Here is a 26,137-nt window from a genome sequence, read left to right on the forward strand (position 1 = left end):
TCCGCACTCCGCTGCCTTGTTGTCAGATAACGAAAAGGGAGGCCACCGGCGGGCGGCCCCGGCCGCCGGTCAGGCTCGCATCAGGGCGGCAGGCTGGGCCGTGAGCCGGTAGCCCGCGCCGCGCACGGTCTCCACCATGGCGCCTGCGACGCCCAGGGCCTCGCGCAGGCGCTTGACGTGCACGTCCACCGTGCGCTCCTCGATGAAGACATGGTCGCCCCACACCTTGTCGAGCAGCTGCGCCCGGCTGTGGACGCGTTCGGGGTGCTTCATGAGGTAGTGCAGGAGCTTGAACTCGGTCGGACCGATCTTGAGCTGCTGTCCCTGGTAGGTCACGCGGTAGGTGCCGGCGTCGAGGATCAGGTCGGAGATGGCCACGGTATCGGTGGCCTGCTCGGGCGCCCGGCGCCGCAGCACGGCACGGATGCGCGCCAGCAGTTCCTGGGTGGAGAACGGCTTGGTGATGTAGTCGTCCGCCCCCGCGTCGAGGCCGGCCACCTTGTCGGGCTCGTCGCCGCGCGCCGTGAGCATGAGGATGGGAATGGGTTTGGTACGCGCATCCGCGCGCCACTTGCGCGCGAGTTGCAGGCCGCTCTGGCCGGGCAGCATCCAGTCCAGCAGGATGACGTCCGGCAGCACCGCATCCAGCTCGCGCTGGGCGGATTCGCCGTCCTCGGACCAGATGGGCTGGAATCCGTTGTGGCGCAGGTTGACGGCGATCAGCTCGGCGATGGCGGATTCGTCTTCGACGATGAGTACGCGGGGAAGTCTCTTCATGGAGGGGCAGGCCTTTCAGAGCACGGCCGACTCGATCTCCTCGAGGGCCGTGTGGCGCACGTCCTTGCCCTTGACGAGGTAGATGATGAGTTCGGCCACGTTTTTGGAGTGATCGCCGATGCGCTCGATGGCCTTGGCCAGGAACAGCAGGTCCAGGCTCGCGGAAATCGTGCGGGGGTCTTCCATCATGTAGGTGATGAGCTTGCGCACGAAGCCGTCGAACTCTCGGTCGATGAGGTCGTCTTCCTTCAGGATGGCCACGGCCGCCTTGGTGTCGAGGCGGGCGAACGCGTCCAGGGCCTTGCGCAGCAGGCCCGACGCCAGGTCGGCCGCGACGCGCAGGTCGGTGGTGGGCAGCGAGCGGGCGGAGCCGCTCTCGATGATGGACTTGACCATGCGGGCCATCTTGTTGGCCTCGTCGCCCATGCGCTCGAGGTTCGCGGTCGCCTTGGAGAAGGCGATCAGCAGGCGCAGGTCACGGGCCGTGGGCTGGCGGCGCGCGATGATGGACGAGAGCTCATGATCGATCTCGACCTCCATCGCGTTCACGCGGTGCTCGGTGGTGGCGACCTGGTCGGCGGCCTCCACGCTGAACTGCGACAGCGCGTAAATGGCCTGGCGGATCTGGGATTCGACCAGCCCGCCGAGCTCCATCACGCGTGCGGAGATGCTGTTGAGTTCGCTGTCGAACTGGGAGGAAAGGTGTTTCTCGGGCATGCGGAGTCTCCTGGTCCGTTCAGCCGAAACGGCCGGTGATGTAGTCTTCGGTTTCCTTGCGCTGGGGCTTGAAGAACATCTGCTCGGTCTCGCCGAACTCCATCAGGTCACCCAGGTACATGTAGGCCGTGTAATCGCTGCAGCGGGCTGCCTGCTGCATGTTGTGCGTGACGATCACCACGGTGTATTCGTTCTTCAGCTCGGCAATCAGTTCCTCGACCTTGGCCGTGGAGATCGGGTCCAGCGCCGAGCACGGCTCGTCGAGCAGCAGCACTTCGGGCTTGATGGCGATGCCGCGTGCAATGCACAGGCGCTGCTGCTGCCCGCCGGACAGGCCCGAGCCGCTCTGGTGCAGCTTGTCCTTGACCTCGTTCCAGAGGGCCGCCTTGCGCAGCGCCCACTCCACGCGATCATCCATGTCCGTGGCGTTGAGGCTCTCGAACAGCTTCACGCCGAAGGCGATGTTGTCGTAGATCGACATCGGGAACGGCGTCGGCTTCTGGAACACCATGCCGACCTTGGCGCGGATCAGTGCCACGTCCTGCTTGCTGGTCAGCAGGTTCTCGCCGTCCAGCAGGATCTGCCCTTCCGCGCGCTGCTCGGGGTAGAGCTCGTACATGCGGTTGAAGGTGCGCAGCAGCGTGGACTTGCCGCATCCCGACGGGCCGATGAACGCCGTGACCTTCTTCTCGGGAATGTCCAGGTTGATGCCCTTCAGGGCATGGAACTTCCCGTAGTAGAAGTTCAGGTCGCGAACCGTGATCTTGGAGGTGCCGGCGGCGCCGGTGTTTTTCGTGGACATGGGAAATGGGTCCGATCTGTGGCGGATGGGTTTGTCTCAGGACTTCTGGCGCGTCAGCACGCGGGCCAGGATGTTGAGGCCGAGCACGGCGAGGGTGATCAGGAACACGCCGGCCCATGCCAGCTCCTGCCAGTTCTCGTAGGGGCTCATCGCAAACTTGAAAATGGTCACCGGCAGGCTGGCCATGGGCTTGGACAGGTCGGCGTTCCAGAACTGGTTGTTGAGCGAGGTGAACAGCAGCGGAGCGGTCTCGCCGGCGATGCGGGCCACGGCGAGCAGCACGCCGGTGATGACGCCGGCGCGGGCGGCGCGCAGCGTGACCAGGGTGATCACCTTCCACTTGGGCGTGCCCAGGGCGTAGGCGGCCTCCCGCAGGCTGGCAGGCACGAGCATCAGCATGTTTTCGGTCGTGCGGATCACCACCGGGATGACGATGAGCGCCAGGGCCAGGATGCCGGCATAGGCGGAGAAGCTCTTGAAGCGGGCGACCACCACGGCATACACGAACAGGCCGATCACGATGCTGGGAGCCGACAGCAGGATGTCGTTCACGAAGCGGGTGCACGATGCGAGCCAGCTGCGCTGGTCGTATTCGGCGAGGTACACGCCGGCCATGATGCCGATGGGCGTGCCCACGAACGTGGCCAGCATCACCATCACGAACGAGCCGAAGATGGCGTTGGAGATGCCACCGGCCTCGTTGGGCGGCGGGGTCATCTCGGTGAAGAGGGTGACGCTCAGGCCGCCCACGCCCAGGCGGACGGTTTCCCAGAGGATCCAGATCAGCCAGAACACCCCGAACGCCATGGCCGCGAGCGACAGGGCCAGGGCGATGGTGTTCACGCGCTTGCGGCGGGCATAGCGCGCCTGGCGGCTGCTGGCCAGCTCGGCCGCGGAAATGAGTTGCTGCGAGGTGCTCACGAGCGGGCTCCTTCGTTCTTCTGCAGGCGCGACAGCAGGATCTTGGACATCGACAGCACCACGAAGGTGATGAAGAACAGCACCAGGCCCAGGTAGATCAGCGACGCCTGGTGCAGGCCTTCGCCGGCTTCCGCGAATTCATTGGCCAGCGCCGAGGTGATGCTGTTGGCGGCCTGGAAGACCGACAGCGAATCGAGCTGGTTCATGTTGCCGATCACGAAGGTGACGGCCATGGTCTCGCCCAGGGCGCGGCCCAGGCCCAGCATGATGCCGCCCAGCACGCCGGTCTTGGTATAGGGAAGGACCACCTTCCACACCACTTCCCAGGTCGTCGAGCCCAGGCCGTAGGCGGATTCCTTGAGCAGCGCCGGGGTGACTTCGAACACGTCGCGCATCACCGAGGCGATGAACGGGATGATCATGATGGCCAGGATGATCCCGGCCGAAAGAATGCCGATGCCCACGGGCGGGCCGGACACCAGGGCGCCCAGGTAGGGCACGCCCGACAGCAGCGACTGCAGGGGCTGCTGCACCCAGGTGGCGAGGATGGGGCCGAACACCATCAGCCCCCACATGCCGTAGACGATGGAGGGCACGGCGGCCAGCAGTTCGATGGCCGTTCCCAGCGGGCGCTTGAGCCAGGCGGGGGACAGTTCGGTGAGGAAGAGCGCGATGCCGAAGCTCACGGGCACGGCGATAAGCAGCGCGATGATCGACGTGGCCAGCGTGCCGTAGATCATGACCAGGCCGCCGTAGTCGTTCTGCACCGGGTCCCAGACGCTGCGGCCGAGGAAGCTCACGCCGTACTTGTGGATGGACGGCCACGCGCCGATCACGAGCGAGACCAGGATGCCGATCAGGAGCGCCAGGGTCAGCATGGCAGCGCCCCGGGCGAGCCACGCGAAAATGCGGTCCGCCACCGCTCCGGAGAGCAGTGGCGCGCGGGACGGTGGAGTGGTTCGGGGAGCGCTGGCGCTGCGCTGCAGCGGCGTCGCGGGAGGTGCGGACATGGTGCTGGACACGGAGGGTGGCCTTTTCAGGTTTGCGGCCACCCCCGCCTGCGCGGCGGGGGTGGCCCGGGGACTTACTTCAGCGGGATGGCCTTGCCGGAAGCGTCCTTGATCTCATCCCAGGACTTGAGCACGACGGCCTTCACGCTGTCGGGCATGGGCACGTAGTCGAGATCGGCGGCGGTCTTGTCGCCGTTCTTGTAGGCCCAGTCGAAGAACTTCAGCGACGTGGCGGCCTGGGCGGGCTTGTCCTGGACCTTGTGCATCAGGATGAAGGTGGCGCCGGTGATGGGCCACGATTCCTTGCCCTTCTGGTTCGTCAGGATCTGGTAGAAGCTCTTGGACCAGTCGGCGCCGGCGGCAGCGGCCTTGAAGGCGGAATCGTCGGGCGAGACGAAGCTGCCTTCGGCGTTCTGCAGTTGCACGTAGGTCAGCTTGTTCTGCTTGACGTAGGCGTACTCGACGTACCCGATGGAGTTCGGCAGGCGGCCGACGAAGGCGGCGACGCCCTCGTTGCCCTTGCCGCCCGCGCCCGTGGGCCAGTTCACGGCCGTGCCTTCGCCCACCTTGGTCTTCCACTCCTCGTTCACCTTCGACAGGTAGTTCGTGAAGATGAAGCTGGTGCCGGAGCCGTCGGCACGGCGCACCGGGGCGATCTGCGCGTCCGGCAGGTTCACGCCGGGGTTGAGGGACTTGATGGCCGGGTCGGTCCAGTTGGTCACCTTGCCCAGGTAGATGTCGCCGAGCACCTGGCCGCTCAGCTTGATCTGGCCGGGGGCGATGCCCTTGATGTTGACCACCGGCACGACGCCGCCGATGACGGTGGGGAACTGCACCAGGCCCTTCTTGGCCAGGTCTTCGTCCTTCAGGGGGGCGTCGGACGCGCCGAAGTCCACCGTCTTCGCCTCGATCTGGCGCAGGCCGGCGCCCGAACCCACGGACTGGTAGTTGATCTTGACACCGGTTGCCTTGTTGTAATCGGCCGCCCACTTGGAGTACAGCGGAGCGGGGAAACTGGCGCCGGCGCCCGTGGCCTCCTGCTGGGCCCACGCGGCGGAGAACGCACCCGCCGAGACGACACCCGACACCAGAATCCGAATCACAGACAGTTTCATGAGGGAACCTCTTGGTTGAAAAGAATCAGTGGTGCGGACTGTAGGAGCGCTTTATGACAGGACTGTGACGCGCCGTCCAGCCTGTCATGGATGGCCTCCCCAGGGAAACCGGCCGCTTTCGCGGCCCCGGAAGTCACGCGAATGTCATGATTCCGCCTTACTCTGGACATCCGCGACAAGGCTGCATGCCGGTGCCGGCCGCCTGGCCCGCCCGCCCGTGCAGCACCCACCGATCACCCCCGGGCAGGCCTTGCCCGCGGGTGCGCGCCCGCTTCGCCCGGGCGTGGAAAAAAGGGAGTGCTATGCTGCGCCGCCAGAAAAACCAGCGCGCAAGGCGCGACAACATGCACGACGGAACATTGCTTGCCGCGGTGGATCTCGGATCCAACAGCTTTCGCCTCGAAATCGGACGCTTCGAGCACGGACTGATACGCAGGATCGAATACCTGAAGGAAACCGTTCGCCAGGGCAACGGCCTGGACGAGGAACGCAACCTCACGCCCGACGCCATGCAGCGCGGCTGGGACTGCCTCGCACGGTTCGCCGAGCGCCTCAAGGGCTTCCCGGCCGAAAGGGTGCGCGCCGTCGCCACCCAGACGCTGCGCGAGGCGCGCAACCGCGACGCTTTCCTGCAGCGCGGCAGCGCCCTGCTGGGCCACCCGATCGACGTGATCTCCGGCCCCGAGGAGGCCCGCCTGATCTACCAGGGCGTGGCCCACCTGCTGCCGCAGTCGGACGAACGCCGGCTCGTGGTGGACATCGGCGGCCGCTCCACCGAGCTGATCCTGGGCCATGGCTTCTCGGCCGATACCGTGGCCTCGTTCCGCGTGGGCAGCGTGGCCTGGTCCACCCGGTACTTCCCTGACGGTGCCTTCACCCCGGAATCCTTCCGCACCGCGGAGATCGCGGCCAAGGCCGTGCTGGACGAGGCGCTCAACACCTACCGGCCCCAGGCCTGGGACGTGGCCTACGGCTCCTCCGGCACCGCCGGCGCGATCGGCGACATCCTGGCCGTGCTGGGCGGCCCGCCCGGCCTGATCACCCGGCCCGGGCTGGACTGGCTGCAGGAGCAGTTGCTGCGCGCCCGCACGGTGGACAAGGTGCGGCTGGAGGGCCTGAAGGAAGACCGCCGGGCGGTGATCGGCGGCGGCCTCAGCGTGCTGCGCGCCGTATTCGACCTGCTGGACATCCGCGAGATGCAGGTGGCCCAGGGCGCCTTGCGCCAGGGTGCCCTGTACGACCTGCTGGACCGCGAACAGCATGCCGACGACCTGCGCTCCTCCACCGTGATCGGACTCATGGAGCGGTTCCGCGTGGACGTGCGGCATGCCGAGCGCGTGGCCCGCACGGCCGCCCTGCTCCACCAGCAGGCCTGCCCCGGCGGCGCGGAGCAAAGCCACAGGGAACTCGTCTGGGCCGCGCAGTTGCACGAAATCGGCTGCATCGTCTCCCATGGCGACCACCACCACCACGGCGCCTACCTGCTGGACCACACCGACGCGGCGGGCTTTTCCGTGTCGGAACTGCGCCACCTCGCCCGGCTCGTGCAGGGCCACCGGGGCAAGGTGCGCAAGCTCGAGGCCGACATCGACGATCCGCGGCTGGCCCACCAGCTGGCGTGCCTGCGCATGGCCGTCGCCCTGTGCCACGCCCGCCGCGATCCGGACCTGGAAGGCGTGGCCCTGGTCCGGGACGGCCACCGCTTCGTCGCGTCCGCCCGCCCTGGCTGGGCCGCAGCCTATCCGCAATCGGCCCACCTGCTGCGCGAGGAAGGCACTGCCTGGCAGCGGACCGCCTGGGAATTCGTGGCCGAATTGCCCTGACGTCCCGGTGGCGCAAAGCCGCAAAAACATGCAGGCTCATCCATAACGGTATAAACTGTTTATATCGTTTTACTCTGGATGGCCTGCCATGTCCGACACCACTTCTTCCGCCCCTGCCACAGCTGCCGCCGAAGCGGCCTCCACGCCGGCAGCCGCACCGGCATCCGCCGCGAAGCCGGCCAAGTCCGTCAAGAACGAGAAGGCCACCAAGCCCCCCCGTGCGGCAGGCAAGCGCAGCAGCGCGCCCGCGGCGGCCAAGAGCAAGCCCGCCGCCAAACAGGCACCCGCCGCGCGCGAGGCCAAGGCGAAGAAGCCCAAGCTCGTGCGCGACAGCTTCACGATCCCGAAGGAAGAGTACGCCGCGATCGAAGGACTGAAGCAGCGCCTGGCCCTGCTGGGCACACCCGCGAAGAAGAGCGAGCTGCTGCGCGCCGGCCTCGTGCTGCTGGCCAGCCTGTCGGATGCCGCGCTGGCCAAGGCCATGCAGGCCATTCCGTCCATCAAGACGGGCCGCCCGAAGTCCGAGCCGGCAGAGACCGCAGCCGCCGCCAAGCCTGCCAAGGCCCCGAAGGCGCGCGCCGCCGGCAAGGCCTGACACCCTCCATGCCCGGTGCAGTACCGGGCGCATGCGGGCGCCGTTGCCCGGACTACAGGAAATCCGGCGCCTGCACGGCCATGAGGATGGTTTCCGCCACCTCGGCGCGCGCGCGCCGGCGCAGCCACCACACCGCGCCCTTGCGGATGGCGCAATCCGGAGAGCGCAACCCGAGCAGTTCGGCCGCGGCCTGCCCCAGCATGGGCTGGTGCCCCACGACCAGCACCGCGCCGCGCGCGTGCGGCCACTGCACCAGTTCCAGCAGGTCCGCCGCGGTGCCTCCGGGCAGCAGTTCCGCACGCAGCTTGTATTTGCGCCCCAGCGCCTTGGCCGTGGCCTCGGTCCGCAGGGCCGGACTCGCCAGCACGCGCAGGCCGTCCGGCAACCGCCGGTCCAGCCAGGCCGCCATGCGTGCGGCCTGCTTCTCGCCCCGGGGCGTCAATGGCCGCTGCAGGTCCTCATCGCCTTCGCGGGGCTCCTCCGCCTCGGCGTGCCGCCACAGGATCAGGTCCATCATGCCCTGGCCGCCGAGGGCGCAGTGCCGGGCGGGCCGTAGCGCAGCATCAGCGCCTGCTGGGCACCGTTGCCCGACACCGGGTGCGGTGCCCGCGCATAGGAGCCGTCGGACTGCAGCGTCCAGGCATCCTTGTCGTCGTGCAGGTAGGCGACCAGGCACTCGTCGATGATCCGCTGGCGCAGTTCGGGGTCGTCCACCGGCCAGGCGAGCTCCACGCGCCGCAGCATGTTCCGGTTCATCCAGTCGGCGCTGGACAGCAGCAGCTGCTCCTGGCCGCCCGCGCGGAAATAGAACACCCGCGTGTGCTCCAGGAAGCGTCCGATGATGGAGCGGACGCGGATGTTGTCGGTCACGCCCTCGCGCTGCGCCGGCAGCATGCAGGCACCGCGCACGATCAGGTCGATGCGCGCGCCTTTCTGCCCGGCGGCGACGAGCGCGTTCATGAGCGCCTCGTCGGTCAGTGCATTCATCTTTGCCACGATGCGCGCGTCTTCCCCGCGCGCGGCGGCATCGCCCACGGCCGCGATCATTTCCTGCAATTGCCGGTGCAGGTGGAAAGGCGCCATCACCAGGCGCTTGAGCCGGGGCAGCTTGTTCTGGCTGGCCAGGTGGTTGAACACGGCATCCATGTCGGCCGTCGTGTCCGCATCGGCGGTGAAATAGCTCAGGTCGGTGTAGAGCCGTGCCGTGCGGGGGTTGTAGTTGCCGGTGGAGAGATGCCCGTAGCGGCGCAGCTGCTTGCCCTCGCGGCGGGTCACCAGCAGCATCTTGCCGTGCGTCTTGAGGCCCACCACCCCATAGACCACCTGCGCACCGATGGACTCCAGTGCCTCCGCCCAGTTGATGTTCGCCTCTTCGTCGAAGCGGGCCTTCAGCTCGACGACGGCCATCACTTCCTTGCCGCGGCGCACGGCCTCGCGCAGCAGTTCCATCATCTCGGAATCCGCGCCCGTGCGGTAGATCGTCTGCTTGATGGCCAGCACCTGCGGGTCGTTCACGGCCTCGCGCAGGAACTGCAGCACCGAGTCGAAGCTCTCGAACGGCTGGTGCACCAGGATGTCGCGGCGCCGGATCTGCTCCATGAGCGGAGCGCCCGCCTGCACCTGCCGGGGCCAGGCCGCGCGCCAGGGCGGAAACAGCAGCGCGGGCTCGTTGACCAGGTCCACCAGCTGCGTGAGCCGCACCAGGTTCACGGGACCATGCACGCGGAACAGTGCCGCATCGGGCAGCGCGAACTGCGACTGCAGGAAATCGGAGAGAAAACGCGAGCAACTGGCCGACACCTCCAGGCGCACCGCCTGGCCGTAATGGCGGTGCTGCAGGCCCTGGCGCAGCGCCGTGCGCAGGTTGCGCACGTCGTCCTCGTCCACGGCCAGGTCGGAATGGCGCGTCACGCGGAACTGGGAGAACTCCGTCACATCGCGCCCGGGGAACAGTTCGCTCAGATGTGCCCGCACAATGCTGGACAGACTGACGCACTGCGCCCCTTGCGGCGCCACCTTCACGGGCAGCCGCACCAGCCGCGGCAGCACGCGCGGCACCTTGACGATGGCGATCTCGTTCTCGCGCCCGAAAGCGTCGTTGCCCTTGAGCCGCACGATGAAGTTCAGCGACTTGTTCGCCACCTGCGGGAAGGGGTGGGCCGGATCCAGCCCCACCGGTACCAGCAGCGGGCGCACCTCGCGCTCGAAGTAGTCGCGCACCCAGCGGCGCTGCTCGGGCGAGCGCTCGCCATGGGAGACGATGTGGATGCCCTGCTCCGCGAAGGCCGGCATCAGCGACTCGTTGTAGAGCGCGTACTGGCGGGCCACGAGGTCGTGCGCCTTGTTGGACAGCGCCTCGAAGGAAGCCACCGTGTAGGGTCCCTTGGTCTCTCCGCTCTGCGCCGCCGTGATGTGCGGCGCGGCGCGCACCTCGAAGAACTCGTCGAGGTTGGACGACACGATGCACAGGTAGCGCAGCCGCTCCAGCAGGGGCACGTCGATGCGCGTCGCCCAGTCGAATACCCGCTCGTTGAATGCCAGGATGCTGTGGTCGCGGTTGAGGAACGCGATGCCGGACGCATCGGACAGGGGCTCGGGGACCGCCAGGAGGTCCTGCGCACCTGCGGAGGAAGCCGGTTCTGGGGAGAGCGTGGACGAAGAGTGCATGGAAGGCAAATTGTCAGTACCGGAATCAGTTTTAGTATTAGTCTCGACCATGACATTTTCATGACATGTCATCGACGCTGTCACGAACAGATTTGCAACGATCATCCAGCGCCGGGACAGCGGTCATCCGAGGAAATGCTTGCGATAGCGGGGAGGCAGGTCCTCGATGCGCATCAGCATCGGCAGGTCGGCGGTGTTGAAATCCGGATCCCAGGCGGGCGCGCCGAGCACCCGGGTGCCCAGGCGCAGGTAGCCCTTGATCAGCGCTGGTGGCTCCACCGGCAGGGAGCCGTCGAGCTGGTCCACCGGAAGCGGCAGGCGGGGCTGCACCTCGTATTCGGGGGGCGCCATGTAGCCGGCCTTGAGCTGGTTCCAGATGCTGGCGGCGGCGTTGCCGCTGAGCACGCCGTTGTGCAGCATGGGGATGCTCGCGCAGCCGATCATCATGTCCAGCCCGTTGCGCACCATGAAGTCGGCCAGCGCGCCCCACAGGGTCATGATGACCCCGCCGTGGCGGTAGTCGGGATGCACGCAGCTGCGGCCCAGCTCCACCATGCGCCCGCGCAGGTGGGCGAGGCGCGACAGGTCGAACTCGGTGTCGCTGTACAGGCCACCCGCCCGCTGCGCCTGGGCGGGCGTGAGCACGCGGTAGGTGCCGATCACGGCCCGGGTTTCCACGTCGCGCACCAGCAGATGCTCGCAGTACGCATCGAACGCATCCACGTCGTGGCCGGGAACGGACGTGCTCAGGCGCGCGCCCATTTCCCCTGCGAACACGAGGTATCTCAGTCGCTGGGCTTCCCGGACTTCGGCAGCGTCGCGCGCCCAGGAAGCCTCGATGGGCGCCAACGCGCCTTTGCCTTGCCGTGGCGCTGGAACCTCCCCAGGACCCGGTCGATGAAGCGACCTCCGGAAAGGCATGTCTGGGGACAGAGACAGGGTGGGGACAGGAAGGTCGCTCACGAATTACTCCCGGTGAACCGTTGAACCATCGCGGCCCTGCCCAGCAAGGCCGCGCTGGACAATGTCGCAGCGGCGCATGACATGTCGGTGTCGCGGCGATGGCGCATCCATGACAGCCGCTCGTCACCGCCGGCCCTGCCCCCACGGGTCCGAGTGATCCCGCGCACGGCACAACCCCTTGCTCTACTGGATTGCCCTGCCCGCCCGGCAGTGGCCCGCTGCTACACTTTGTAGCCTCTGCCTGCCGCCCTAGGCCGGCTTCCCCTCGTCATGCCCTTCACCAAAGTCCGGTCCCTGCCTGTCCTGGGAACATCTGACGGTCCTGCCGTGGAACGACTCCTGCGCGAGCAGCAGACGCTACTGGACAGTGCCGGCGTAGGCATCGTGTTCATCCGGCAGCGGCAGGTGGTGCGCTGCAATCCCCGCTACGCGGAAATATTCGGCTATGCCTCCACCCGCGAGGCGATCGGGCTGAGCAGCCAGAGCCTCTACCCCAGTTCCGCGGCCTTCCGCGCCCTCGGCCGGGCGGCCTATCCCACCCTGTCCCTCGGGCTGCCGTACCGCTGCGAATGCCAGATGCGGCGCAAGAACGGCCGCCTGTTCTGGGCCAGCCTCACGGGCCGCCTCATCAACCCGCTGGACACGTCCGAAGGATCGATCTGGATCGTCGATGACATCGACGAACAGCGCCATGCGCAGATCCGCCTGCACGCGGCCATCCGGGAGAAGCAGGCGCTGTTCGACCACGCGATGGTGGGCATCGCGTTCGTTCGCAACAACCGCCTCACCCGCTGCAACCGGCATTTCGAGCAGATGCTGGGCTATGCGCCGGGCGAGCTGTCCGAGGGCTCTGCCCGCCAGCAGCATTTCAGCGATGCCGACTGGGAGGTCATGGAACGCCACGGCCACGGTGAGACGAACGGCGCGGGCGCGGGCTTCACCGGCGAGATGGACCTGCTCGCCAAGGATGGCAGCACGGTCACCTGCGAAGTGCGCAGCCAGCCGCTGGATCCGCTCTTTCCCGAGCAGGGCTGCATCTGCATTGCCATGGACGTGACCGCTCAGCGCAAGACGCAGGCGGAACTCGCGCGCATGCATGCCGAACTGGAGCACCAGGTGCAGGAGCGCACGCGCCAGCTCAGCGAAACCGTCGAGAGCCTGCACCGGGAGATCAACGACCGCAAGCACGACCAGGAACGCATCTACTGGCTGGCGCACTACGACCCGCTCACCGGCCTGCCCAACCGCACGCTGCTGGCCGAGCGCGCCCAGCATGCGATCCGGGTCGCGCAGGAGAACGGCACGCCGCTGGCGGTGGTCTTCCTGGACCTGGACCACTTCAAGCATGTGAACGATTCGCTGGGGCACCGCGTCGGCGACGCACTGCTGGTGGAAATCGCCAAGCGCCTGCGCGCCGTGGTGCGCGACCGCGACACGGTCTCCCGCCTGGGCGGCGACGAATTCATCCTGCTGCTGCCGGGCGCCAACGCCCATGGCGCGGCCCGCGTGGCCACCAAGCTGCAGGAGGCCTCGCGCCAGCCCTACCAGATCGGCCACCACGAACTCACCATGGCGCCCTCGATGGGCATCGCCCTCTTCCCCGACGACGGCAGCGACTTCGACACGCTGACGCAGTCCGCGGACGTGGCCATGTACCGCGCCAAGCTCGACGGGCGCAACACCTACCGCTTCTTCACGCCGGAGATGCAGGCGCAGTCCGTGCGCGCCCTGCTGCTGGAAAACGCGCTGCGCCGGGCCCTGGAACGCGACCAGCTCCGCCTGCACTACCAGCCCCAGATCACGATCGCCAGCGGCGAGATCCGCAGCGTGGAGGCCCTGCTGCGCTGGGACCACCCCGAACTCGGGCCCGTGTCCCCGGCCGAATTCATCCCGATCGCGGAGGACAGCGGCCAGATCCTGCAGATCGGCGAATGGGTGATGCGCACGGCCCTGGCCCAGTTGCAGGCATGGCATGCCATGGGCCTGGAATGGCTGTCCATGGCCGTCAACCTGTCGGCCCTGCAGTTCCGGCAGCCCCTGCTGCCCGAACTGGTCAGCCGCATCCTGGACGAAACCCGCCTGCATCCCCAGCGCCTGGAGCTGGAGCTGACCGAAGGCGTCGCCGTGGACGATCCGCGGTCGGCCATCGCCACCATGGACCAGCTCCATGCCCGCGGGGTGCGGATGTCGATGGACGACTTCGGTACCGGCTACTCATCCCTGAGCCAGCTCAAGCGCTTCCAGATCTACAAGCTGAAGATCGACCAGTCCTTCGTCCGCGACCTGGGCGTGGACAGCAATGACCGGGCCATCGTGAGCGCCATCATCCGCATGGCACAGGCCCTGGGCATGCGCACCACCGCCGAGGGCGTGGAGACGGCCGAACAGCTGGAGTATCTCCGGCAGCAGGGTTGCGACGAGGCGCAGGGCTACTATTTCAGCCGGCCGCAGACAGCAGAGGCCATCACGCCGCTGCTGCGGCAGCGCAAGATCCAGCCTGCGGGCTGAGCCGCGAGCGCTTCAGCACCGCCCTGCCCCGCCCCATTCCGGCTGCGCCGGACGGGGCCTTTTCAGCCCGCCCGGGCCGCGTCGGCCAGCTGGTGGGCGAAATGGCTGGCGCGGTCCGCGTCGGAGGTCTCGACCATCACGCGCAGCAGCGGCTCGGTTCCGCTCGCCCGCACCAGCACGCGCCCTTGCGCGCCCAGTTCGGCCTCCACCGATTTCAGGGCGTCCTGCAGCACGGCGTTGGCCTTCCAGTCCTGGCCGGGAAGCAGCCGGACGTTGACCAGCACCTGCGGGAACAGGCGTACGTGCTCCAGCGTGCGCGCCAGGCTGCGGCCGCCGCGCACGCAGGCCTGCAGCACCTGCAGCGCGCTGATCAGGCCGTCGCCCGTGGTGTGCCGGTCCAGCGCCAGCAGGTGGCCGGAGCTCTCGCCGCCCAGCAGCCAGCGGCGCCGGGCCAGTTCCTCCAGCACATAGCGGTCGCCCACCTTGGCACGGACCAATTCCACGCCGTCGGCCTTGAGGGCGAGTTCCACGGCCATGTTGGTCATCAGGGTGCCGACCACGCCAGGGACGCTTTCTCCCCGCGACAGGCGGTCCGCCGCCAGCAGGTAGAGCAGTTCGTCGCCGTTGTAGAGCCGGCCGGCGGCATCCACCATCTGCAGGCGGTCCGCATCGCCATCCAGCGCCACGCCGTAGTCGGCACGGTTCGCGCGCACCGCGCGCACCAGCGCGTCGGGATGGGTGGCGCCCACCTGGTGGTTGATGTTGAGCCCGTCGGGCGAGCAGCCGATGGCCAGCACTTCCGCCCCCAGTTCGTGGAACACCTTGGGCGCGATGTGGTAGGCCGCACCGTGCGCCGCATCCACCACGATCTTCGTGCCCCTGAGTGTGAGATCCTGGGAAAAGGTGCTCTTGCAGAATTCGATGTAGCGGCCGGCCGCGTCCTCCAGGCGCCGGGCCTTGCCCAGGGAGGCCGAATCCGCCCAGGCCGGGGCTTCGTCGAGGGCGGCCTCGACCGCCAGCTCCCATTCGTCGGGCAGCTTGGTGCCCTGGGCGCTGAAGAACTTGATGCCGTTGTCGGGATAGGCGTTGTGGCTGGCGCTGATCACCACGCCCAGGCTGGCCCGCTGCGCGCGCGTGAGGTAGGCCACGCCCGGCGTGGGCAGCGGCCCCAGCAGCACGACATCGACACCGGCCGAATTGAAGCCGGACTCCAGCGCGCTCTCCAGCATGTAGCCGGAAATCCGCGTGTCCTTGCCGATCAGCACCGTCGGCCGCTCCTCCGTGCGACGGAGCACCCGGCCCACCGCGTGTGCCAGCCGCAGGACGAAATCCGGCGTGATGGGGGCCTGCCCCACGGTTCCACGGATACCGTCCGTTCCGAAATACTTGCGAGCCATGGTCATGTTCCTGCTGGTTTCTTCTTGCTTTGCCGGCCTGTCCCCGTGCCCTCCGCCGGGTCGCGCCGCGCAGGCGGCTATGGCTGCGGCCGCGCCGGCCCGGGCGCACGGCTTGCGCCGGAATCCCCCGATGGTATCCGGGCCGCGCACCAGATCCTGAGCGCCGCGGACGTTTCCGCGACATCGTGCACGCGCACGATGCGGGCGCCCCGCTCCACGGACAACAGCGCTGCGGCAACGCTGGGCACGAGCCGGTCCTGCACCTGCAACCCCGTCACCGCGCCCAGCGACGACTTGCGTGACCACCCCGCCAGCCAGGCATGCCCGTCCGCCGCCAGTTGCGCCTGCTGCGCCAGCAGCGCGAAATTCTGCTCCACCGTCTTGCCGAACCCGATGCCCGGGTCCAGCACGATGCGGTCCCTGGCCACGCCCTGGCCGTGCAGGGCATCGGCCTGCCGGTCGAGGAAGGCCCTTACCTGCGCCACCACGTCGCCCTCCATGGGCGCCACCTGCATGGTCTGCGGCTCGCCGTGCATGTGCATCAGGCAGACGCCGCATGCGCCGTGGCGCACCACCGCCTCCACCGCGCCCGGCTGCCGCAGTGCCCAGATGTCGTTGACGATGTCCACGCCCAGGTCCAGCACCGCCTGCATCACGGCAGGCTTGTAGGTGTCCACCGAAATGGGCACTCCCCAGGCCACGGCTTCCTTCACCACCGGCACCACGCGGGCCAGCTCTTCCTCCAGGGGCACCGCCGGGCTGCCGGGGCGGGTCGATTCACCCCCGATGTCCAGGATGTCCGCACCGTCCCGCAGCATGGCCTCGCCGCGCCGCAGGGCATCCTGCAGCGACGCATGGCGCCCGCCATCGGAAAACGAGTCCGGCGTCACATTCAGGATGCCCATCACCTGTGGGCGCGCGAGATCGATACGGAAACGGGATGTCTGCCAGTGCATGGAATGAAGGAAGGTCGCCGGCGTGGGGAAAGTTCGTGAAGACAAAACGGGAGGGTGCAAACGCAAAAACGGGGCCGAGGCCCCGTTTCCGTGCACTGCCCCGCGGCAGGCTGCGGCGCCTTACGCCACGGTGGGCGAAGGGTCGGTGGTCACCGGTGCGGGCGTTCCGCCGCCGGAGGAGTTGTCGCCGCCGGACGAAGGCGTGCGGGGCGTCCAGTCCTTGGGAGGACGGGGCGGCTTGCCCGCCATGATGTCGTCCAACTGCTCGGTGTCGATGGTTTCCCATTCCAGCAGTGCGTTCGCCATGGCGTGCATCTTGTCCTGGTTATCCTCGATGAGCTTGCGCGCCAGGGCGTACTGCTCGTCGATGATGCGGCGGACTTCGCCGTCCACCTTCTCCATCGTCTGCTCGCTCATGTTGTTCGTCTTGGTGACGGAACGGCCGAGGAAGACTTCACCCTCGTTCTCGGCATACACCATGGGGCCCAGGGCCTCGGTCATGCCATAGCGCGTCACCATGTCGCGGGCGATCGAGGTCGCGCGCTCGAAGTCGTTGCTGGCGCCGGTCGTCATCTGGTTCATGAAGACCTCTTCCGCGATCCGACCGCCGAACAGCATGCTGATCTGGTTGAGCATGTACTCGCGGTCGTAGCTGTAGCGGTCCTTCTCGGGCAGGCTCATCGTCACGCCGAGCGCGCGGCCGCGCGGGATGATCGTGACCTTGTGGACCGGGTCGCACTTGGGCAGCAGCTTGCCGATGAGGGCGTGGCCGGCCTCGTGGTAGGCCGTGTTGCGGCGCTCCTCCTCGGGCATGACCATGCTCTTGCGCTCGGGGCCCATGATGATCTTGTCCTTGGCCTTCTCGAAGTCCTGCATCTCCACCGTGCGCGCATTGCGGCGCGCGGCCATCAGCGCGGCCTCGTTGCAGAGGTTGGCCAGGTCGGCGCCGGACATGCCGGGCGTACCGCGGGCGATCACGCCGGCGTTCACGTCCTGGCCCACGGGCACCTTGCGCATGTGGACGTTCAGGATCTGCTCGCGGCCGCGGATGTCCGGCAGCGTGACGTACACCTGGCGGTCGAAGCGGCCGGGGCGCAGCAGCGCGGCGTCCAGGATGTCCGGGCGGTTCGTGGCGGCGACCACGATGACACCCAGGTTGGTCTCGAAGCCGTCCATCTCGACCAGCATCTGGTTGAGGGTCTGCTCGCGCTCGTCGTTGCCGCCACCCAGGCCGGCGCCGCGCTGGCGGCCCACGGCGTCGATTTCATCGATGAAGATGATGCAGGGGGCGTTCTTCTTGGCGTTCTCGAACATGTCGCGCACGCGGGCCGCGCCCACGCCGACGAACATCTCGACGAAGTCGGAACCGGAGATGCTGAAGAACGGCACCTTGGCCTCGCCGGCGATGGACTTGGCCAGCAGCGTCTTGCCGGTGCCGGGAGGACCGACCAGCAGCAGGCCGCGCGGGATCCGGCCGCCCAGCTTCTGGAACTTCTGCGGATCCTTCAGGAAATCGACGACTTCCTTGACTTCTTCCTTGGCCTCGTCGCAGCCGGCCACATCGGCGAAGGTGACGGTGTTATTGTTCTCGTCGAGCATGCGCGCCTTGCTCTTGCCGAAGCTGAAGGCACCGCCCTTGCCGCCGCCCTGCATCTGGCGCATGAAGTACACCCACACGCCGATCAGCAGCAGCATGGGGCCCCAGCTGACCAGCAGGGTCATGAGCAGCGAGCCTTCCTCGCGGGGCTTGACGTCGAACTTGACGTTGTTGTTGATGAGGTCGCCGACCAGGCCACGATCGAGGTAGGTGGCCGTGGTGCGGACCTTGCGGTCGTCATTGGTGGTGGCGACGATCTCGGTGCCGCCCTGCCCTTCCTGGATGGTGGCGTTCTTGATGCGGCCGCCACGTACTTCTTCCAGGAATTCCGAGTACCCGATGTTGCCGGCACTGGCGCCCGCACGGGTGTCGAATTGCTTGAACACCGTGAAAAGCACCATGGCGATCACGAGCCACACGGCAATTTTCGAAAACCATTGATTGTTCAAAGCGGGGCTCCAGAATCGAGGGGGAGAACAATGGCCGGATCGGACGCTCACCGGGGGCACGTTCCAGCGCATTTAGGGCGCATTTTAGGCCTTTCAAGGCGAGCGCCGCCTTGCCTTTACCCCAACCGCGGCTATGGTCACCATAGCTCGGGCATCCGGCCGGCCGGCCCGCGGCATGGCCGCCTGCACGGAAGCGGGAAAAATTCCCGCCGGGTTATTTGCGCAAACCCATTCCGACGAGAAAGGTTTCGGACGATTTGTCGCGCGATGCCTTGGGCTTCATCGGTTTCACGGTGCGGAAGTTTTCCTTGAAAAGCTGCACCAGCTGGGTGTATCCGCTACCGTGGAAGAGTTTCACCACCAGCGCACCGTCCGGCTTGAGGTGCTGCTGCGCGAAATCCACCGCCAGCTCGATCAGGTGGGCGATGCGCACGGCATCGACCGACTCCACTCCCGACAGGTTGGGCGCCATGTCCGACACCACCACGTCCACCGGCCGGCCCTGGACGGTCTCCTGCAGCCGCGCGAGCACGTCCTCCTCGCGGAAGTCGCCCTGCAGGAAGGTGACGCCCTCGATCGGCTCCATGGGCAGGATGTCGAGCGCGATCAGGGTACCGTTGAGCTGGCCGGTGGCGGCGCCGGCAGGCGCCATGCGCCGGCGCAGGTACTGGCTCCAGGCGCCGGGCGCGGAGCCGAGATCGACCACCACCTGCCCGGGGCGAATGAGGCCGAGGGTTTCGTCGATCTCCTTGAGCTTGTAGGCGGCACGTGCGCGATAGCCCTCTTTCTGGGCGAGTTTGACGTAGGTGTCGTTGACGTGGTCATGCAGCCACGCCTTGTTCACCTTCTTGCTTTTCGTGTTGGCTTTCATCCTGCCTCGATAATACGGCCCATGCCCCAAATCCAATTGACCCCCGCGGAGCGCCGGGAACACCGCGCCAACGCCCACCACCTGGACCCCGTGGTGATGATCGGCGGCGACGGCCTCACCGCAGCGGTCCAGAAAGAGGTCGATGCCGCGCTGTCGGCCCACGGCCTCATCAAGGTGCGCATTCTCGGCGACGACCGGGCCGCGCGCGACCAGATCTACCAGCAGCTGGCCGACGAACTGGATGCCGCGCCGATCCAGCACATCGGCAAGCTGATCGTGCTCTGGCGGCCCCCGGCGAAGAAGGCCAAGGCGATCGACGAAGACCGCATGCCCGGCCCGCGCGACGTGAAGGTCCTCAAGTTCAGCAAGCGCGGCGGCCAGCGGCCGGAAGTGAAGCAACTGCGCGTGCTGGGCAACCAGCGCCTGACGCCCGGCGGCCAGATCAAGCGCGCCAAGAAACCGAAGCAGACTTCCGTGAAGAAGCGGCAGGTGGATTGATGCGGGGACACTGACGCGATGGGCACGGACATCGGCGCCGCCCAGGTGCAGGGACAGGCGCACGCCCCCCAGCGCCACATCCTCTGCATGAAGTGGGGCACCAAGTACGGGCCGGAATACGTGAACCGGCTGTACGCCATGGTGCGCCGGCATCTCACGGGCCCGTTCCGCTTCATCTGCCTGACCGACGACTCCCAGGGCATCCGGCAGGAGGTGGAGTGCTTTCCCATTCCCGCGCTCGAGCTGCCCGCGGGCATCCCGGAGCGCGGCTGGACCAAGCTGGCCACCTTCCACCCCGAGCTGTACGGGCTGCGCGGAACGGCGCTGTTCCTCGACGTGGACGTGGTGGTGGTCGGCCCGCTGGACGATTTCTTCACCCAGCCGGGCGAATTCGTCATCATCCACGACTACAAGCGCCCCTGGCGCATCACCGGCAACTCGTCCGTGTACCGGTTCGAGATCGGCGCGCACCCGGGCGTGCTGGAATATTTTCGCGAGAATTTCGAGGCGATCCGCGCGCAGTTCCGCAATGAACAGGCCTACCTGTCGGACTTCCTGCACCGCCAGGGCAAGCTCAGCTACTGGCCTGCGGCCTGGTGCCCGAGCTTCAAGTACCACAGCATCCCGCGCTGGCCCGCCAACTACTGGCGGCCACCGGCGATTCCACCGGGAGCGCGCGTGGTGATCTTCCACGGGGAATGCAATCCGCCGGACGCCCTCGCCGGCCGGCGCAACCGCCGGTTCCGCCATATCGAGCCCACGCCCTGGGTGGCGGAGCACTGGCGGGAATGACGCCGCGGCAGGGCGCATCCACCGGCCGCCCTGCCTTCTGCGCGAGACCCGGCAGGCACCGGGTGCCGTGGCGGCCCTGACCCGTTCGTTCTATCGCGGCGCGGAAGCACGCCACAGCACCCGCAGGGCGCACAGCCACTGCAGGGCATACATCACAGTCCCCACGCTGTGCCACAGCTTGAGCTGGGTGCGCGCCACGATGCGCGGTGCCACGCCGTACTGCACGAGCAGGGCCAGCAGCAGGCCGCCGATGATCCAGGGCATCGCCTCCTTCGCCCAGGCCTCCTGGGGCGCGTCACCCCTGCGCTGCGAGGCCAGGAGCAGGCCCATGCCGCAGGCGGCCGAGACGAAGGTCTGCGCCTCGAACAGCCGGGCCGCCATGTTGCCGGCCATCACCGGCGTCGGCAGGTGCGCGAACAGCATGGGCACGGCCAGGAAGCCGATCGCGGAAAGGCTGCCCCACCACAGGGCGGCCAGCAGGATGGGCAGGTGGTGGCGCATGGCGTGTCGTCGGCAGCGTCGCGGGAAGCAGGTGGCTTACTGGTAGCGGACGGCCACCACCTCGTAGCGGCGCAGGCCGCCGGGTGCCTGTACTTCGGCCGTATCGCCCTCTTCCTTGCCGATGAGCGCGCGCGCGATCGGGCTGGACACGTTGATCAGGCCCTGCTTGAGGTCGGCCTCGTCCTCGCCCACGATCTGGTAGGTCACCGGGTCGCCGGACTCCTCGTCCTCGAGGTCCACCGTGGCGCCGAACACCACCTTGCCGCCCGCGTCGAGCTGCGCAGGATCGATCACCTGGGCGGCGGACAGTTTGCCTTCCACTTCCTGGATGCGGCCTTCGATGAAGCCCTGGCGGTCCTTGGCAGCCTCGTACTCGGCGTTTTCGCTCAGGTCGCCCTGCGCGCGGGCTTCCGCGATGGCGTTGATGACGGCGGGCCGCTCGACGGTCTTCAGGCGGTGCAGCTCTTCCTTGAGCTTTTCGGCGCCGCGCTTGGTGATGGGAATGGTGGCCATTGAATCAGTCTCCACGTTCAACTCATGCCGCGCACACGCGCGGCCTACCGGCGCAGCAGACCGCGAACGGGTTTGGCTGCGCCCCAAAAGCAAACCGCCGCGCGTTGCCGCGCGGCGGTCTTGAATAGGTCACCGGCAAATTATGCCGGTTTTTCATGCCCGTCCACACCGGCCGCCGCACGGGGCAGGCCCGTGCGGGACAGGCATGCGGGCACCGTCACGCGGCCGTCAGCTGCGCATGCAGTTCCTGCACCGAATACACGTCCAGGTTCTGCAGGTGCTTCATGCCTTCCACGGCCGCTTCCGCGCCGAAGATGGTCGTGAACGTGGTCACGCGCGCCTGCAGCGAGCTGGTACGGATCGCGCGGGAATCCGCGATCGCGTTGCGGCGCTCCTCCACCGTGTTGATGACCATCACGATCTCGTCGTTCTTGATCATGTCCACGATGTGCGGCCGGCCTTCCGTGACCTTGTTGACCACCTTCACCGGCACACCGGCGTCGGCGATGGCCGCAGCCGTGCCCTTGGTCGCCACGAGGTCGAAGCCCATCGCCGCGAGCTCGCGCGCGATCGCCACCGCGCGCGGCTTGTCGCTGTTCTTCACCGTCAGGAACACCTTGCCCGAGGTGGGCAGCTTGGTGCCGGCACCGAGCTGGCTCTTGACGAAGGCTTCGCCGAAGGTCTTGCCCACGCCCATCACCTCGCCGGTGGACTTCATCTCGGGACCGAGGATGGTGTCCACGCCCGGGAACTTCACGAACGGGAACACGGCCTCCTTCACGCTGAAGTACGGCGGCGTCACCTCTTCGGTGATGCCCTGGGACGCGAGCGACTGGCCGGCCATGCAGCGCGCGGCCACCTTCGCCAGCTGGATGCCCGTGGCCTTGGAGACGAACGGCACCGTGCGCGAGGCGCGAGGGTTCACTTCCAGCACGTAGATCACGTCCTGCTTGGCACCGTTCTCTTCGCGCTCCTGGATGGCGAACTGCACGTTCATCAGGCCCACCACGCTCAGGCCCTCGGCCATGGCGGCGGTCTGGCGCTTGAGCTCATCGACCGTCGCCTTGGAGAGGTAATACGGCGGCAGCGAGCAGGCGGAGTCGCCCGAGTGCACGCCGGCCTGCTCGATGTGCTCCATCACGCCGCCGATGAACACCTTGCCTTCGGGATCCCGCAGGCAGTCCACGTCGCACTCGATCGCGTCGTTGAGGAAGCGGTCCAGCAGCACCGGGGAATCGTTGCTTACCTTGACGGCCTCGCGCATGTAGCGCTCGAGGTCGCGCTGCTCGTGCACGATCTCCATCGCGCGGCCGCCCAGCACGTAGCTGGGGCGCACCACGAGCGGGTAGCCCAGGGTGGCGGCCTTCTCCAGAGCCTCGGCCTCGGTGCGGGCCGTGGCGTTGGGCGGCTGGCGCAGCCCCAGGTCGCCCAGCAGCTTCTGGAAGCGCTCGCGGTCTTCCGCGGCATCGATCATGTCGGGGCTGGTGCCGATGATCGGCACGCCCTCGGCCTCCAGGCCCAGCGCGAGCTTCAGCGGCGTCTGGCCGCCGTACTGCACGATCACGCCGGTGGGCTTTTCCTTGTCCACGATCTCGAGCACGTCTTCGAGCGTGAGCGGCTCGAAGTACAGGCGGTCCGAGGTGTCGTAGTCGGTAGAGACGGTCTCGGGGTTGCAGTTGACCATGATGGTCTCGTAGCCGTCCTCGCGCATGGCGAGCGCGGCGTGCACGCAGCAATAGTCGAACTCGATGCCCTGGCCGATGCGGTTCGGCCCGCCGCCCAGCACCATGATCTTCTTCTTCGAGGAAGGCGCGGCCTCGCACTCTTCCTCGTAGGTCGAGTACATGTAGGCGGTGTTGGTGGGGAACTCGGCGGCGCAGGTGTCCACGCGCTTGTACACGGGGCGCACATTCAGCGCGCGGCGCGCCTCGCGCACGGCCTTCTCGTTGGTCTTGAGCAGCTTGGCCAGGCGGCGGTCGGAGAAGCCCTTCTTCTTGAGCACGCGCAGCGTGCCGGCATCGATCGCGGCCAGCGCGCCCTCGCCCTTCTCTTCGTAGAGCCGGTCGAGGTCGAGCTCGATCTTCACGATCTCCTCGATCTGCACCAGGAACCACTTGTCGATCTTGGTGAGGTCGTGCACCTCGTCCACCGACAGGCCCATGGCGAATGCATCGCCCACGTACCAGATGCGCTCGGGGCCGGGCTCGCCCAGTTCCTTCTCGAGCAGCTCGCGGTCCTGGGTCTTCTCGTTCATGCCGTCCACGCCGACTTCCAGGCCGCGCAGGGCTTTCTGGAACGACTCCTGGAAGGTGCGGCCCATGGCCATCACCTCGCCCACGGACTTCATCTGCGTGGTCAGGCGGCTGTCGGCCGCGGGGAACTTCTCGAACGCGAAACGCGGGATCTTGGTCACCACGTAGTCGATCGAGGGCTCGAACGAGGCCGGCGTCGCGCCGCCAGTGATGTCGTTGCGCAGCTCGTCGAGGGTGTAGCCCACGGCCAGCTTGGCGGCCACCTTGGCGATCGGGAAACCCGTCGCCTTGGAGGCCAGTGCCGAGGAGCGCGACACGCGCGGGTTCATCTCGATGACGATCATGCGGCCGTCCTTCGGGTTCACCGAGAACTGCACGTTGGAGCCGCCCGTGTCCACGCCGATCTCGCGCAGCACCGCGAGCGAGGCGTTGCGCATGATCTGGTATTCCTTGTCGGTGAGCGTCTGCGCGGGTGCGACCGTGATCGAGTCGCCCGTGTGCACGCCCATCGGGTCCAGGTTCTCGATGGAGCAGACGATGATGCAGTTGTCCTTCTTGTCGCGGACCACTTCCATCTCGTACTCTTTCCAGCCGAGCAGCGATTCCTCGATCAGCAGTTCGTTGGTGGGCGAGGCTTCGAGGCCGCGCTTGCAGATGGTCTCGAACTCTTCCGGGTTGTAGGCGATGCCGCCGCCGGTGCCGCCCAGCGTGAAGCTGGGGCGGATCACCGTGGGGAAGCCCACGCTGCGCTGCACGGCCCAGGCCTCGTCCATCGAGTGGGCGATGCCGGAGCGGGCGGAGCCCAGGCCGATGCGGGTCATCGCGTCCTTGAACTTCAGGCGGTCCTCGGCCTTGTCGATGGCCTCGGGCGTGGCGCCGATCAGCTCCACCTTGTACTTGTGCAGCACGCCGTTGCGCCACAGGTCGAGCGCGCAATTGAGCGCGGTCTGGCCGCCCATGGTGGGCAGGATGGCGTCCGGGCGCTCCTTGGCGATGATCTTCTCGACCGTCTGCCAGGTGATGGGCTCGATGTAGGTGACGTCGGCCGTGGCCGGGTCGGTCATGATCGTGGCGGGGTTGCTGTTGATCAGGATGACCTTGTAGCCCTCTTCGCGCAGCGCCTTGCAGGCCTGCACGCCGGAGTAGTCGAACTCGCAGGCCTGGCCGATGATGATCGGGCCGGCGCCGATGATGAGGATCGATTTGAGGTCGCTGCGCTTAGGCATTCTTGTTCTCCGTCTTGTGCTTTTCCATCAGCGCCGTGAAGCGGTCGAACAGATAGGCGATGTCGTGCGGGCCTGGCGATGCCTCGGGGTGGCCCTGGAAGCAGAATGCGGGCTGGCTGGTGTGCTCCAGGCCCTGCAGCGTGCCGTCGAACAGGCTCACGTGGGTGGCGCGCAGGCTGGCGGGCAGCGAACCGGCCTCGACGGCGAAGCCGTGGTTCTGGCTGGTGATGCTCACGCGACCGTTGTCCAGGTCCTTCACGGGATGGTTGGCGCCGTGGTGGCTGTTGTCCATCTTGAAGGTCTTCGCGCCGCTGGCCAGGGCCATGATCTGGTGGCCCAGGCAGATGCCGAAGGTGGGCACGCCGGCGTCGATGATCTGGCGCGTGGCTTCGATGGCGTAGTCGCAGGGCGCCGGATCGCCGGGGCCGTTGGACAGGAACACGCCGTCCGGGCGCATCGCGAGCACGTCGGCGGCAGGGGTCTTCGCCGGCACCACGGTGAGCTTGCAGCCGCGCTCGGCCAGCATGCGCAGGATGTTCTTCTTCACGCCGTAGTCGTACGCCACCACGTGGAAGCGGGGAGACTCCTGCCGGCCGTAGCCTTCGCCCAGCTTCCACTCGGTCTGCTCCCAGACGTAGGAAGACGGGGTGCTCACCACCTGGGCGAGGTCCAGTCCCTTCATGCTGGGCGCCGCCTTCGCGGCGGCCAGGGCTTCGTCGATGCGCGCCTGCGTCACCGTCTCGCCGGCCGCCAGGCCCAGGATCGCGCCGTTCTGCGCGCCCTTGTCGCGCAGCAGGCGGGTGAGCTTGCGGGTGTCGATGTCGGCAATGGCCACCGTGCTCCCGCGCACGAGGTATTGCGACAGCGTTTCGGTGCTGCGGAAATTGCTGGCCAGCAGGGGCAGGTCCTTGATGATGAGACCTGCGGCATGGATCTTGTCGGCCTCGACGTCCTCCGTGTTGACACCGTAGTTGCCGATGTGCGGATACGTCAGCGTGACGATCTGCTGGCAATAGCTGGGGTCTGTGAGGATTTCCTGGTAGCCGGTGATGGCGGTGTTGAACACCACTTCACCGACCGTGGTGCCGGTGGCACCGATCGAGCGACCAATAAAGACCGTGCCGTCTGCGAGCGCCAGGATGGCGGGAGGGAAGGTTCCCTTGAGAGACAAAAGCACTGGGTTCTCC

Annotated in this window: 22 protein-coding genes; 5 read left to right on the top strand and 17 right to left on the bottom strand. The window is 67.4% G+C overall.

The annotated features are described in order from the left end of the window. Window positions 1–69: 69 nt before the first annotated feature. From phoB to pstS, 6 genes are all read right to left on the bottom strand, one after another. Window positions 70–777 (bottom strand): phosphate regulon transcriptional regulator PhoB, encoded by a 708-nt coding sequence (gene phoB, locus ACAV_RS12725; protein ID WP_013594984.1) that lies wholly within the window; start codon window positions 775–777, stop codon window positions 70–72. A 15-nt stretch (window positions 778–792) separates the two neighbouring features. Next, window positions 793–1,494, bottom strand: coding sequence for a phosphate signaling complex protein PhoU (gene phoU, locus ACAV_RS12730; RefSeq protein ID WP_013594985.1), 702 nt, complete (start codon window positions 1,492–1,494; stop codon window positions 793–795). Window positions 1,495–1,513: 19 nt separating this feature from the next. Next, window positions 1,514–2,296 carry a phosphate ABC transporter ATP-binding protein PstB gene (pstB, locus tag ACAV_RS12735; protein ID WP_013594986.1) on the bottom strand — a complete coding sequence of 261 codons (783 nt, stop codon included), beginning with the start codon at window positions 2,294–2,296 and terminating at the stop codon, window positions 1,514–1,516. A gap of 36 nt (window positions 2,297–2,332) precedes the next feature. Further along, entirely contained in the window at window positions 2,333–3,217 is an 885-nt protein-coding gene (gene pstA, locus ACAV_RS12740; RefSeq protein WP_013594987.1) for a phosphate ABC transporter permease PstA, read from the bottom strand. After that, window positions 3,214–4,227 carry a phosphate ABC transporter permease PstC gene (pstC, locus tag ACAV_RS12745; protein WP_013594988.1) on the bottom strand — a complete coding sequence of 338 codons (1,014 nt, stop codon included), beginning with the start codon at window positions 4,225–4,227 and terminating at the stop codon, window positions 3,214–3,216. The genes pstA and pstC overlap by 4 nt, the downstream gene beginning before the upstream one ends. Window positions 4,228–4,301: 74 nt before the next feature. Further along, entirely contained in the window at window positions 4,302–5,342 is a 1,041-nt protein-coding gene (gene pstS, locus ACAV_RS12750; RefSeq protein WP_013594989.1) for a phosphate ABC transporter substrate-binding protein PstS, read from the bottom strand. A gap of 344 nt (window positions 5,343–5,686) precedes the next feature. Between pstS and ACAV_RS12755 the strand changes: the two genes are divergently transcribed. Both ACAV_RS12755 and ACAV_RS12760 read left to right on the top strand, forming a co-directional pair. After that, window positions 5,687–7,165: a Ppx/GppA phosphatase family protein gene (locus ACAV_RS12755; protein ID WP_041829205.1), complete on the top strand. Its 1,479-nt coding sequence runs from the start codon at window positions 5,687–5,689 to the stop codon at window positions 7,163–7,165. A gap of 88 nt (window positions 7,166–7,253) precedes the next feature. Continuing rightward, window positions 7,254–7,760: a hypothetical protein gene (locus tag ACAV_RS12760; RefSeq protein WP_013594991.1), complete on the top strand. Its 507-nt coding sequence runs from the start codon at window positions 7,254–7,256 to the stop codon at window positions 7,758–7,760. 52 nt (window positions 7,761–7,812) lie between these two features. Here ACAV_RS12760 and ACAV_RS12765 read toward each other — a convergent pair whose 3' ends face one another. The 3 genes from ACAV_RS12765 to ACAV_RS12775 all read right to left on the bottom strand — a co-directional run bounded on the left by ACAV_RS12765 (window position 7,813) and on the right by ACAV_RS12775 (window position 11,390). After that, complete coding sequence (locus tag ACAV_RS12765) at window positions 7,813–8,277, bottom strand: SixA phosphatase family protein (RefSeq protein WP_013594992.1); 465 nt, start codon at window positions 8,275–8,277, stop codon at window positions 7,813–7,815. Continuing rightward, complete coding sequence (gene ppk1 / locus ACAV_RS12770; protein WP_013594993.1) at window positions 8,274–10,427, bottom strand: polyphosphate kinase 1; 2,154 nt, start codon at window positions 10,425–10,427, stop codon at window positions 8,274–8,276. The genes ACAV_RS12765 and ppk1 overlap by 4 nt, the downstream gene beginning before the upstream one ends. Window positions 10,428–10,550: 123 nt before the next feature. Continuing rightward, window positions 10,551–11,390, bottom strand: coding sequence for a GNAT family N-acetyltransferase (locus ACAV_RS12775; protein WP_013594994.1), 840 nt, complete (start codon window positions 11,388–11,390; stop codon window positions 10,551–10,553). Window positions 11,391–11,660: 270 nt separating this feature from the next. Between ACAV_RS12775 and ACAV_RS12780 the strand changes: the two genes are divergently transcribed. After that, window positions 11,661–13,898 carry a bifunctional diguanylate cyclase/phosphodiesterase gene (locus ACAV_RS12780; RefSeq protein WP_013594995.1) on the top strand — a complete coding sequence of 746 codons (2,238 nt, stop codon included), beginning with the start codon at window positions 11,661–11,663 and terminating at the stop codon, window positions 13,896–13,898. 62 nt (window positions 13,899–13,960) lie between these two features. On the opposite strand, the gene glmM is transcribed toward ACAV_RS12780, so the two are convergent. The 4 genes from glmM to ACAV_RS12800 form a co-directional block, all read right to left on the bottom strand. Next, window positions 13,961–15,295 (bottom strand): phosphoglucosamine mutase, encoded by a 1,335-nt coding sequence (glmM, locus tag ACAV_RS12785; protein WP_013594996.1) that lies wholly within the window; start codon window positions 15,293–15,295, stop codon window positions 13,961–13,963. Window positions 15,296–15,372: 77 nt separating this feature from the next. Continuing rightward, window positions 15,373–16,251 (bottom strand): dihydropteroate synthase, encoded by an 879-nt coding sequence (gene folP / locus ACAV_RS12790; RefSeq protein WP_013594997.1) that lies wholly within the window; start codon window positions 16,249–16,251, stop codon window positions 15,373–15,375. A 120-nt stretch (window positions 16,252–16,371) separates the two neighbouring features. Beyond that, window positions 16,372–18,297 carry an ATP-dependent zinc metalloprotease FtsH gene (gene ftsH / locus ACAV_RS12795; protein ID WP_013594998.1) on the bottom strand — a complete coding sequence of 642 codons (1,926 nt, stop codon included), beginning with the start codon at window positions 18,295–18,297 and terminating at the stop codon, window positions 16,372–16,374. Window positions 18,298–18,511: 214 nt separating this feature from the next. Continuing rightward, a complete protein-coding gene (locus ACAV_RS12800) occupies window positions 18,512–19,168 on the bottom strand; it encodes an RlmE family RNA methyltransferase (RefSeq protein WP_013594999.1) in 657 nt (218 codons plus the stop codon). 21 nt (window positions 19,169–19,189) lie between these two features. Here ACAV_RS12800 and ACAV_RS12805 point away from each other — a divergent pair, with 21 nt between their 5' ends. After that, complete coding sequence (locus ACAV_RS12805; RefSeq protein WP_013595000.1) at window positions 19,190–19,666, top strand: YhbY family RNA-binding protein; 477 nt, start codon at window positions 19,190–19,192, stop codon at window positions 19,664–19,666. A gap of 18 nt (window positions 19,667–19,684) precedes the next feature. Then, the gene (locus ACAV_RS12810; protein WP_013595001.1) at window positions 19,685–20,458 is read left to right on the top strand and encodes a hypothetical protein; all 774 of its coding nucleotides are present in this window, start codon (window positions 19,685–19,687) and stop codon (window positions 20,456–20,458) included. A gap of 90 nt (window positions 20,459–20,548) precedes the next feature. Here ACAV_RS12810 and ACAV_RS12815 read toward each other — a convergent pair whose 3' ends face one another. From ACAV_RS12815 to carA, 4 genes are all read right to left on the bottom strand, one after another. Beyond that, window positions 20,549–20,959 carry a DUF4149 domain-containing protein gene (locus tag ACAV_RS12815; RefSeq protein ID WP_013595002.1) on the bottom strand — a complete coding sequence of 137 codons (411 nt, stop codon included), beginning with the start codon at window positions 20,957–20,959 and terminating at the stop codon, window positions 20,549–20,551. A gap of 36 nt (window positions 20,960–20,995) precedes the next feature. Then, window positions 20,996–21,472 carry a transcription elongation factor GreA gene (gene greA / locus ACAV_RS12820; protein WP_013595003.1) on the bottom strand — a complete coding sequence of 159 codons (477 nt, stop codon included), beginning with the start codon at window positions 21,470–21,472 and terminating at the stop codon, window positions 20,996–20,998. Window positions 21,473–21,689: 217 nt separating this feature from the next. Then, the gene (carB, locus tag ACAV_RS12825) at window positions 21,690–24,950 is read right to left on the bottom strand and encodes a carbamoyl-phosphate synthase large subunit (protein ID WP_013595004.1); all 3,261 of its coding nucleotides are present in this window, start codon (window positions 24,948–24,950) and stop codon (window positions 21,690–21,692) included. Continuing rightward, complete coding sequence (gene carA / locus ACAV_RS12830; RefSeq protein WP_013595005.1) at window positions 24,943–26,127, bottom strand: glutamine-hydrolyzing carbamoyl-phosphate synthase small subunit; 1,185 nt, start codon at window positions 26,125–26,127, stop codon at window positions 24,943–24,945. The genes carB and carA overlap by 8 nt, the downstream gene beginning before the upstream one ends. Window positions 26,128–26,137: the final 10 nt, after the last annotated feature.

This window comes from Paracidovorax avenae ATCC 19860 (genome assembly GCF_000176855.2).
Classification (GTDB): domain Bacteria; phylum Pseudomonadota; class Gammaproteobacteria; order Burkholderiales; family Burkholderiaceae_C; genus Paracidovorax; species Paracidovorax avenae.

Excerpts from the sequence above, each read along its gene's own strand:
- pstB (WP_013594986.1), bottom strand. The coding sequence starts at position 2,296 with ATGTCCACGAAAAACACCGGCGCCGCCGGCACCTCCAAGATCACGGTT.
- ACAV_RS12805 (WP_013595000.1), top strand. The coding sequence starts at position 19,190 with ATGCCCCAAATCCAATTGACCCCCGCGGAGCGCCGGGAACACCGCGCC.
- glmM (WP_013594996.1), bottom strand. The coding sequence starts at position 15,295 with ATGGCTCGCAAGTATTTCGGAACGGACGGTATCCGTGGAACCGTGGGG.
- phoU (WP_013594985.1), bottom strand. The coding sequence starts at position 1,494 with ATGCCCGAGAAACACCTTTCCTCCCAGTTCGACAGCGAACTCAACAGC.
- ACAV_RS12765 (WP_013594992.1), bottom strand. The coding sequence starts at position 8,277 with ATGATGGACCTGATCCTGTGGCGGCACGCCGAGGCGGAGGAGCCCCGC.
- ACAV_RS12815 (WP_013595002.1), bottom strand. The coding sequence starts at position 20,959 with ATGCGCCACCACCTGCCCATCCTGCTGGCCGCCCTGTGGTGGGGCAGC.
- ACAV_RS12780 (WP_013594995.1), top strand. The coding sequence starts at position 11,661 with ATGCCCTTCACCAAAGTCCGGTCCCTGCCTGTCCTGGGAACATCTGAC.
- ACAV_RS12760 (WP_013594991.1), top strand. The coding sequence starts at position 7,254 with ATGTCCGACACCACTTCTTCCGCCCCTGCCACAGCTGCCGCCGAAGCG.
- phoB (WP_013594984.1), bottom strand. The coding sequence starts at position 777 with ATGAAGAGACTTCCCCGCGTACTCATCGTCGAAGACGAATCCGCCATC.
- ACAV_RS12800 (WP_013594999.1), bottom strand. The coding sequence starts at position 19,168 with ATGAAAGCCAACACGAAAAGCAAGAAGGTGAACAAGGCGTGGCTGCAT.
- ACAV_RS12810 (WP_013595001.1), top strand. The coding sequence starts at position 19,685 with ATGGGCACGGACATCGGCGCCGCCCAGGTGCAGGGACAGGCGCACGCC.
- carB (WP_013595004.1), bottom strand. The coding sequence starts at position 24,950 with ATGCCTAAGCGCAGCGACCTCAAATCGATCCTCATCATCGGCGCCGGC.
- ppk1 (WP_013594993.1), bottom strand. The coding sequence starts at position 10,427 with ATGCACTCTTCGTCCACGCTCTCCCCAGAACCGGCTTCCTCCGCAGGT.
- pstC (WP_013594988.1), bottom strand. The coding sequence starts at position 4,227 with ATGTCCGCACCTCCCGCGACGCCGCTGCAGCGCAGCGCCAGCGCTCCC.
- ACAV_RS12755 (WP_041829205.1), top strand. The coding sequence starts at position 5,687 with ATGCACGACGGAACATTGCTTGCCGCGGTGGATCTCGGATCCAACAGC.
- pstS (WP_013594989.1), bottom strand. The coding sequence starts at position 5,342 with ATGAAACTGTCTGTGATTCGGATTCTGGTGTCGGGTGTCGTCTCGGCG.
- greA (WP_013595003.1), bottom strand. The coding sequence starts at position 21,472 with ATGGCCACCATTCCCATCACCAAGCGCGGCGCCGAAAAGCTCAAGGAA.
- folP (WP_013594997.1), bottom strand. The coding sequence starts at position 16,251 with ATGCACTGGCAGACATCCCGTTTCCGTATCGATCTCGCGCGCCCACAG.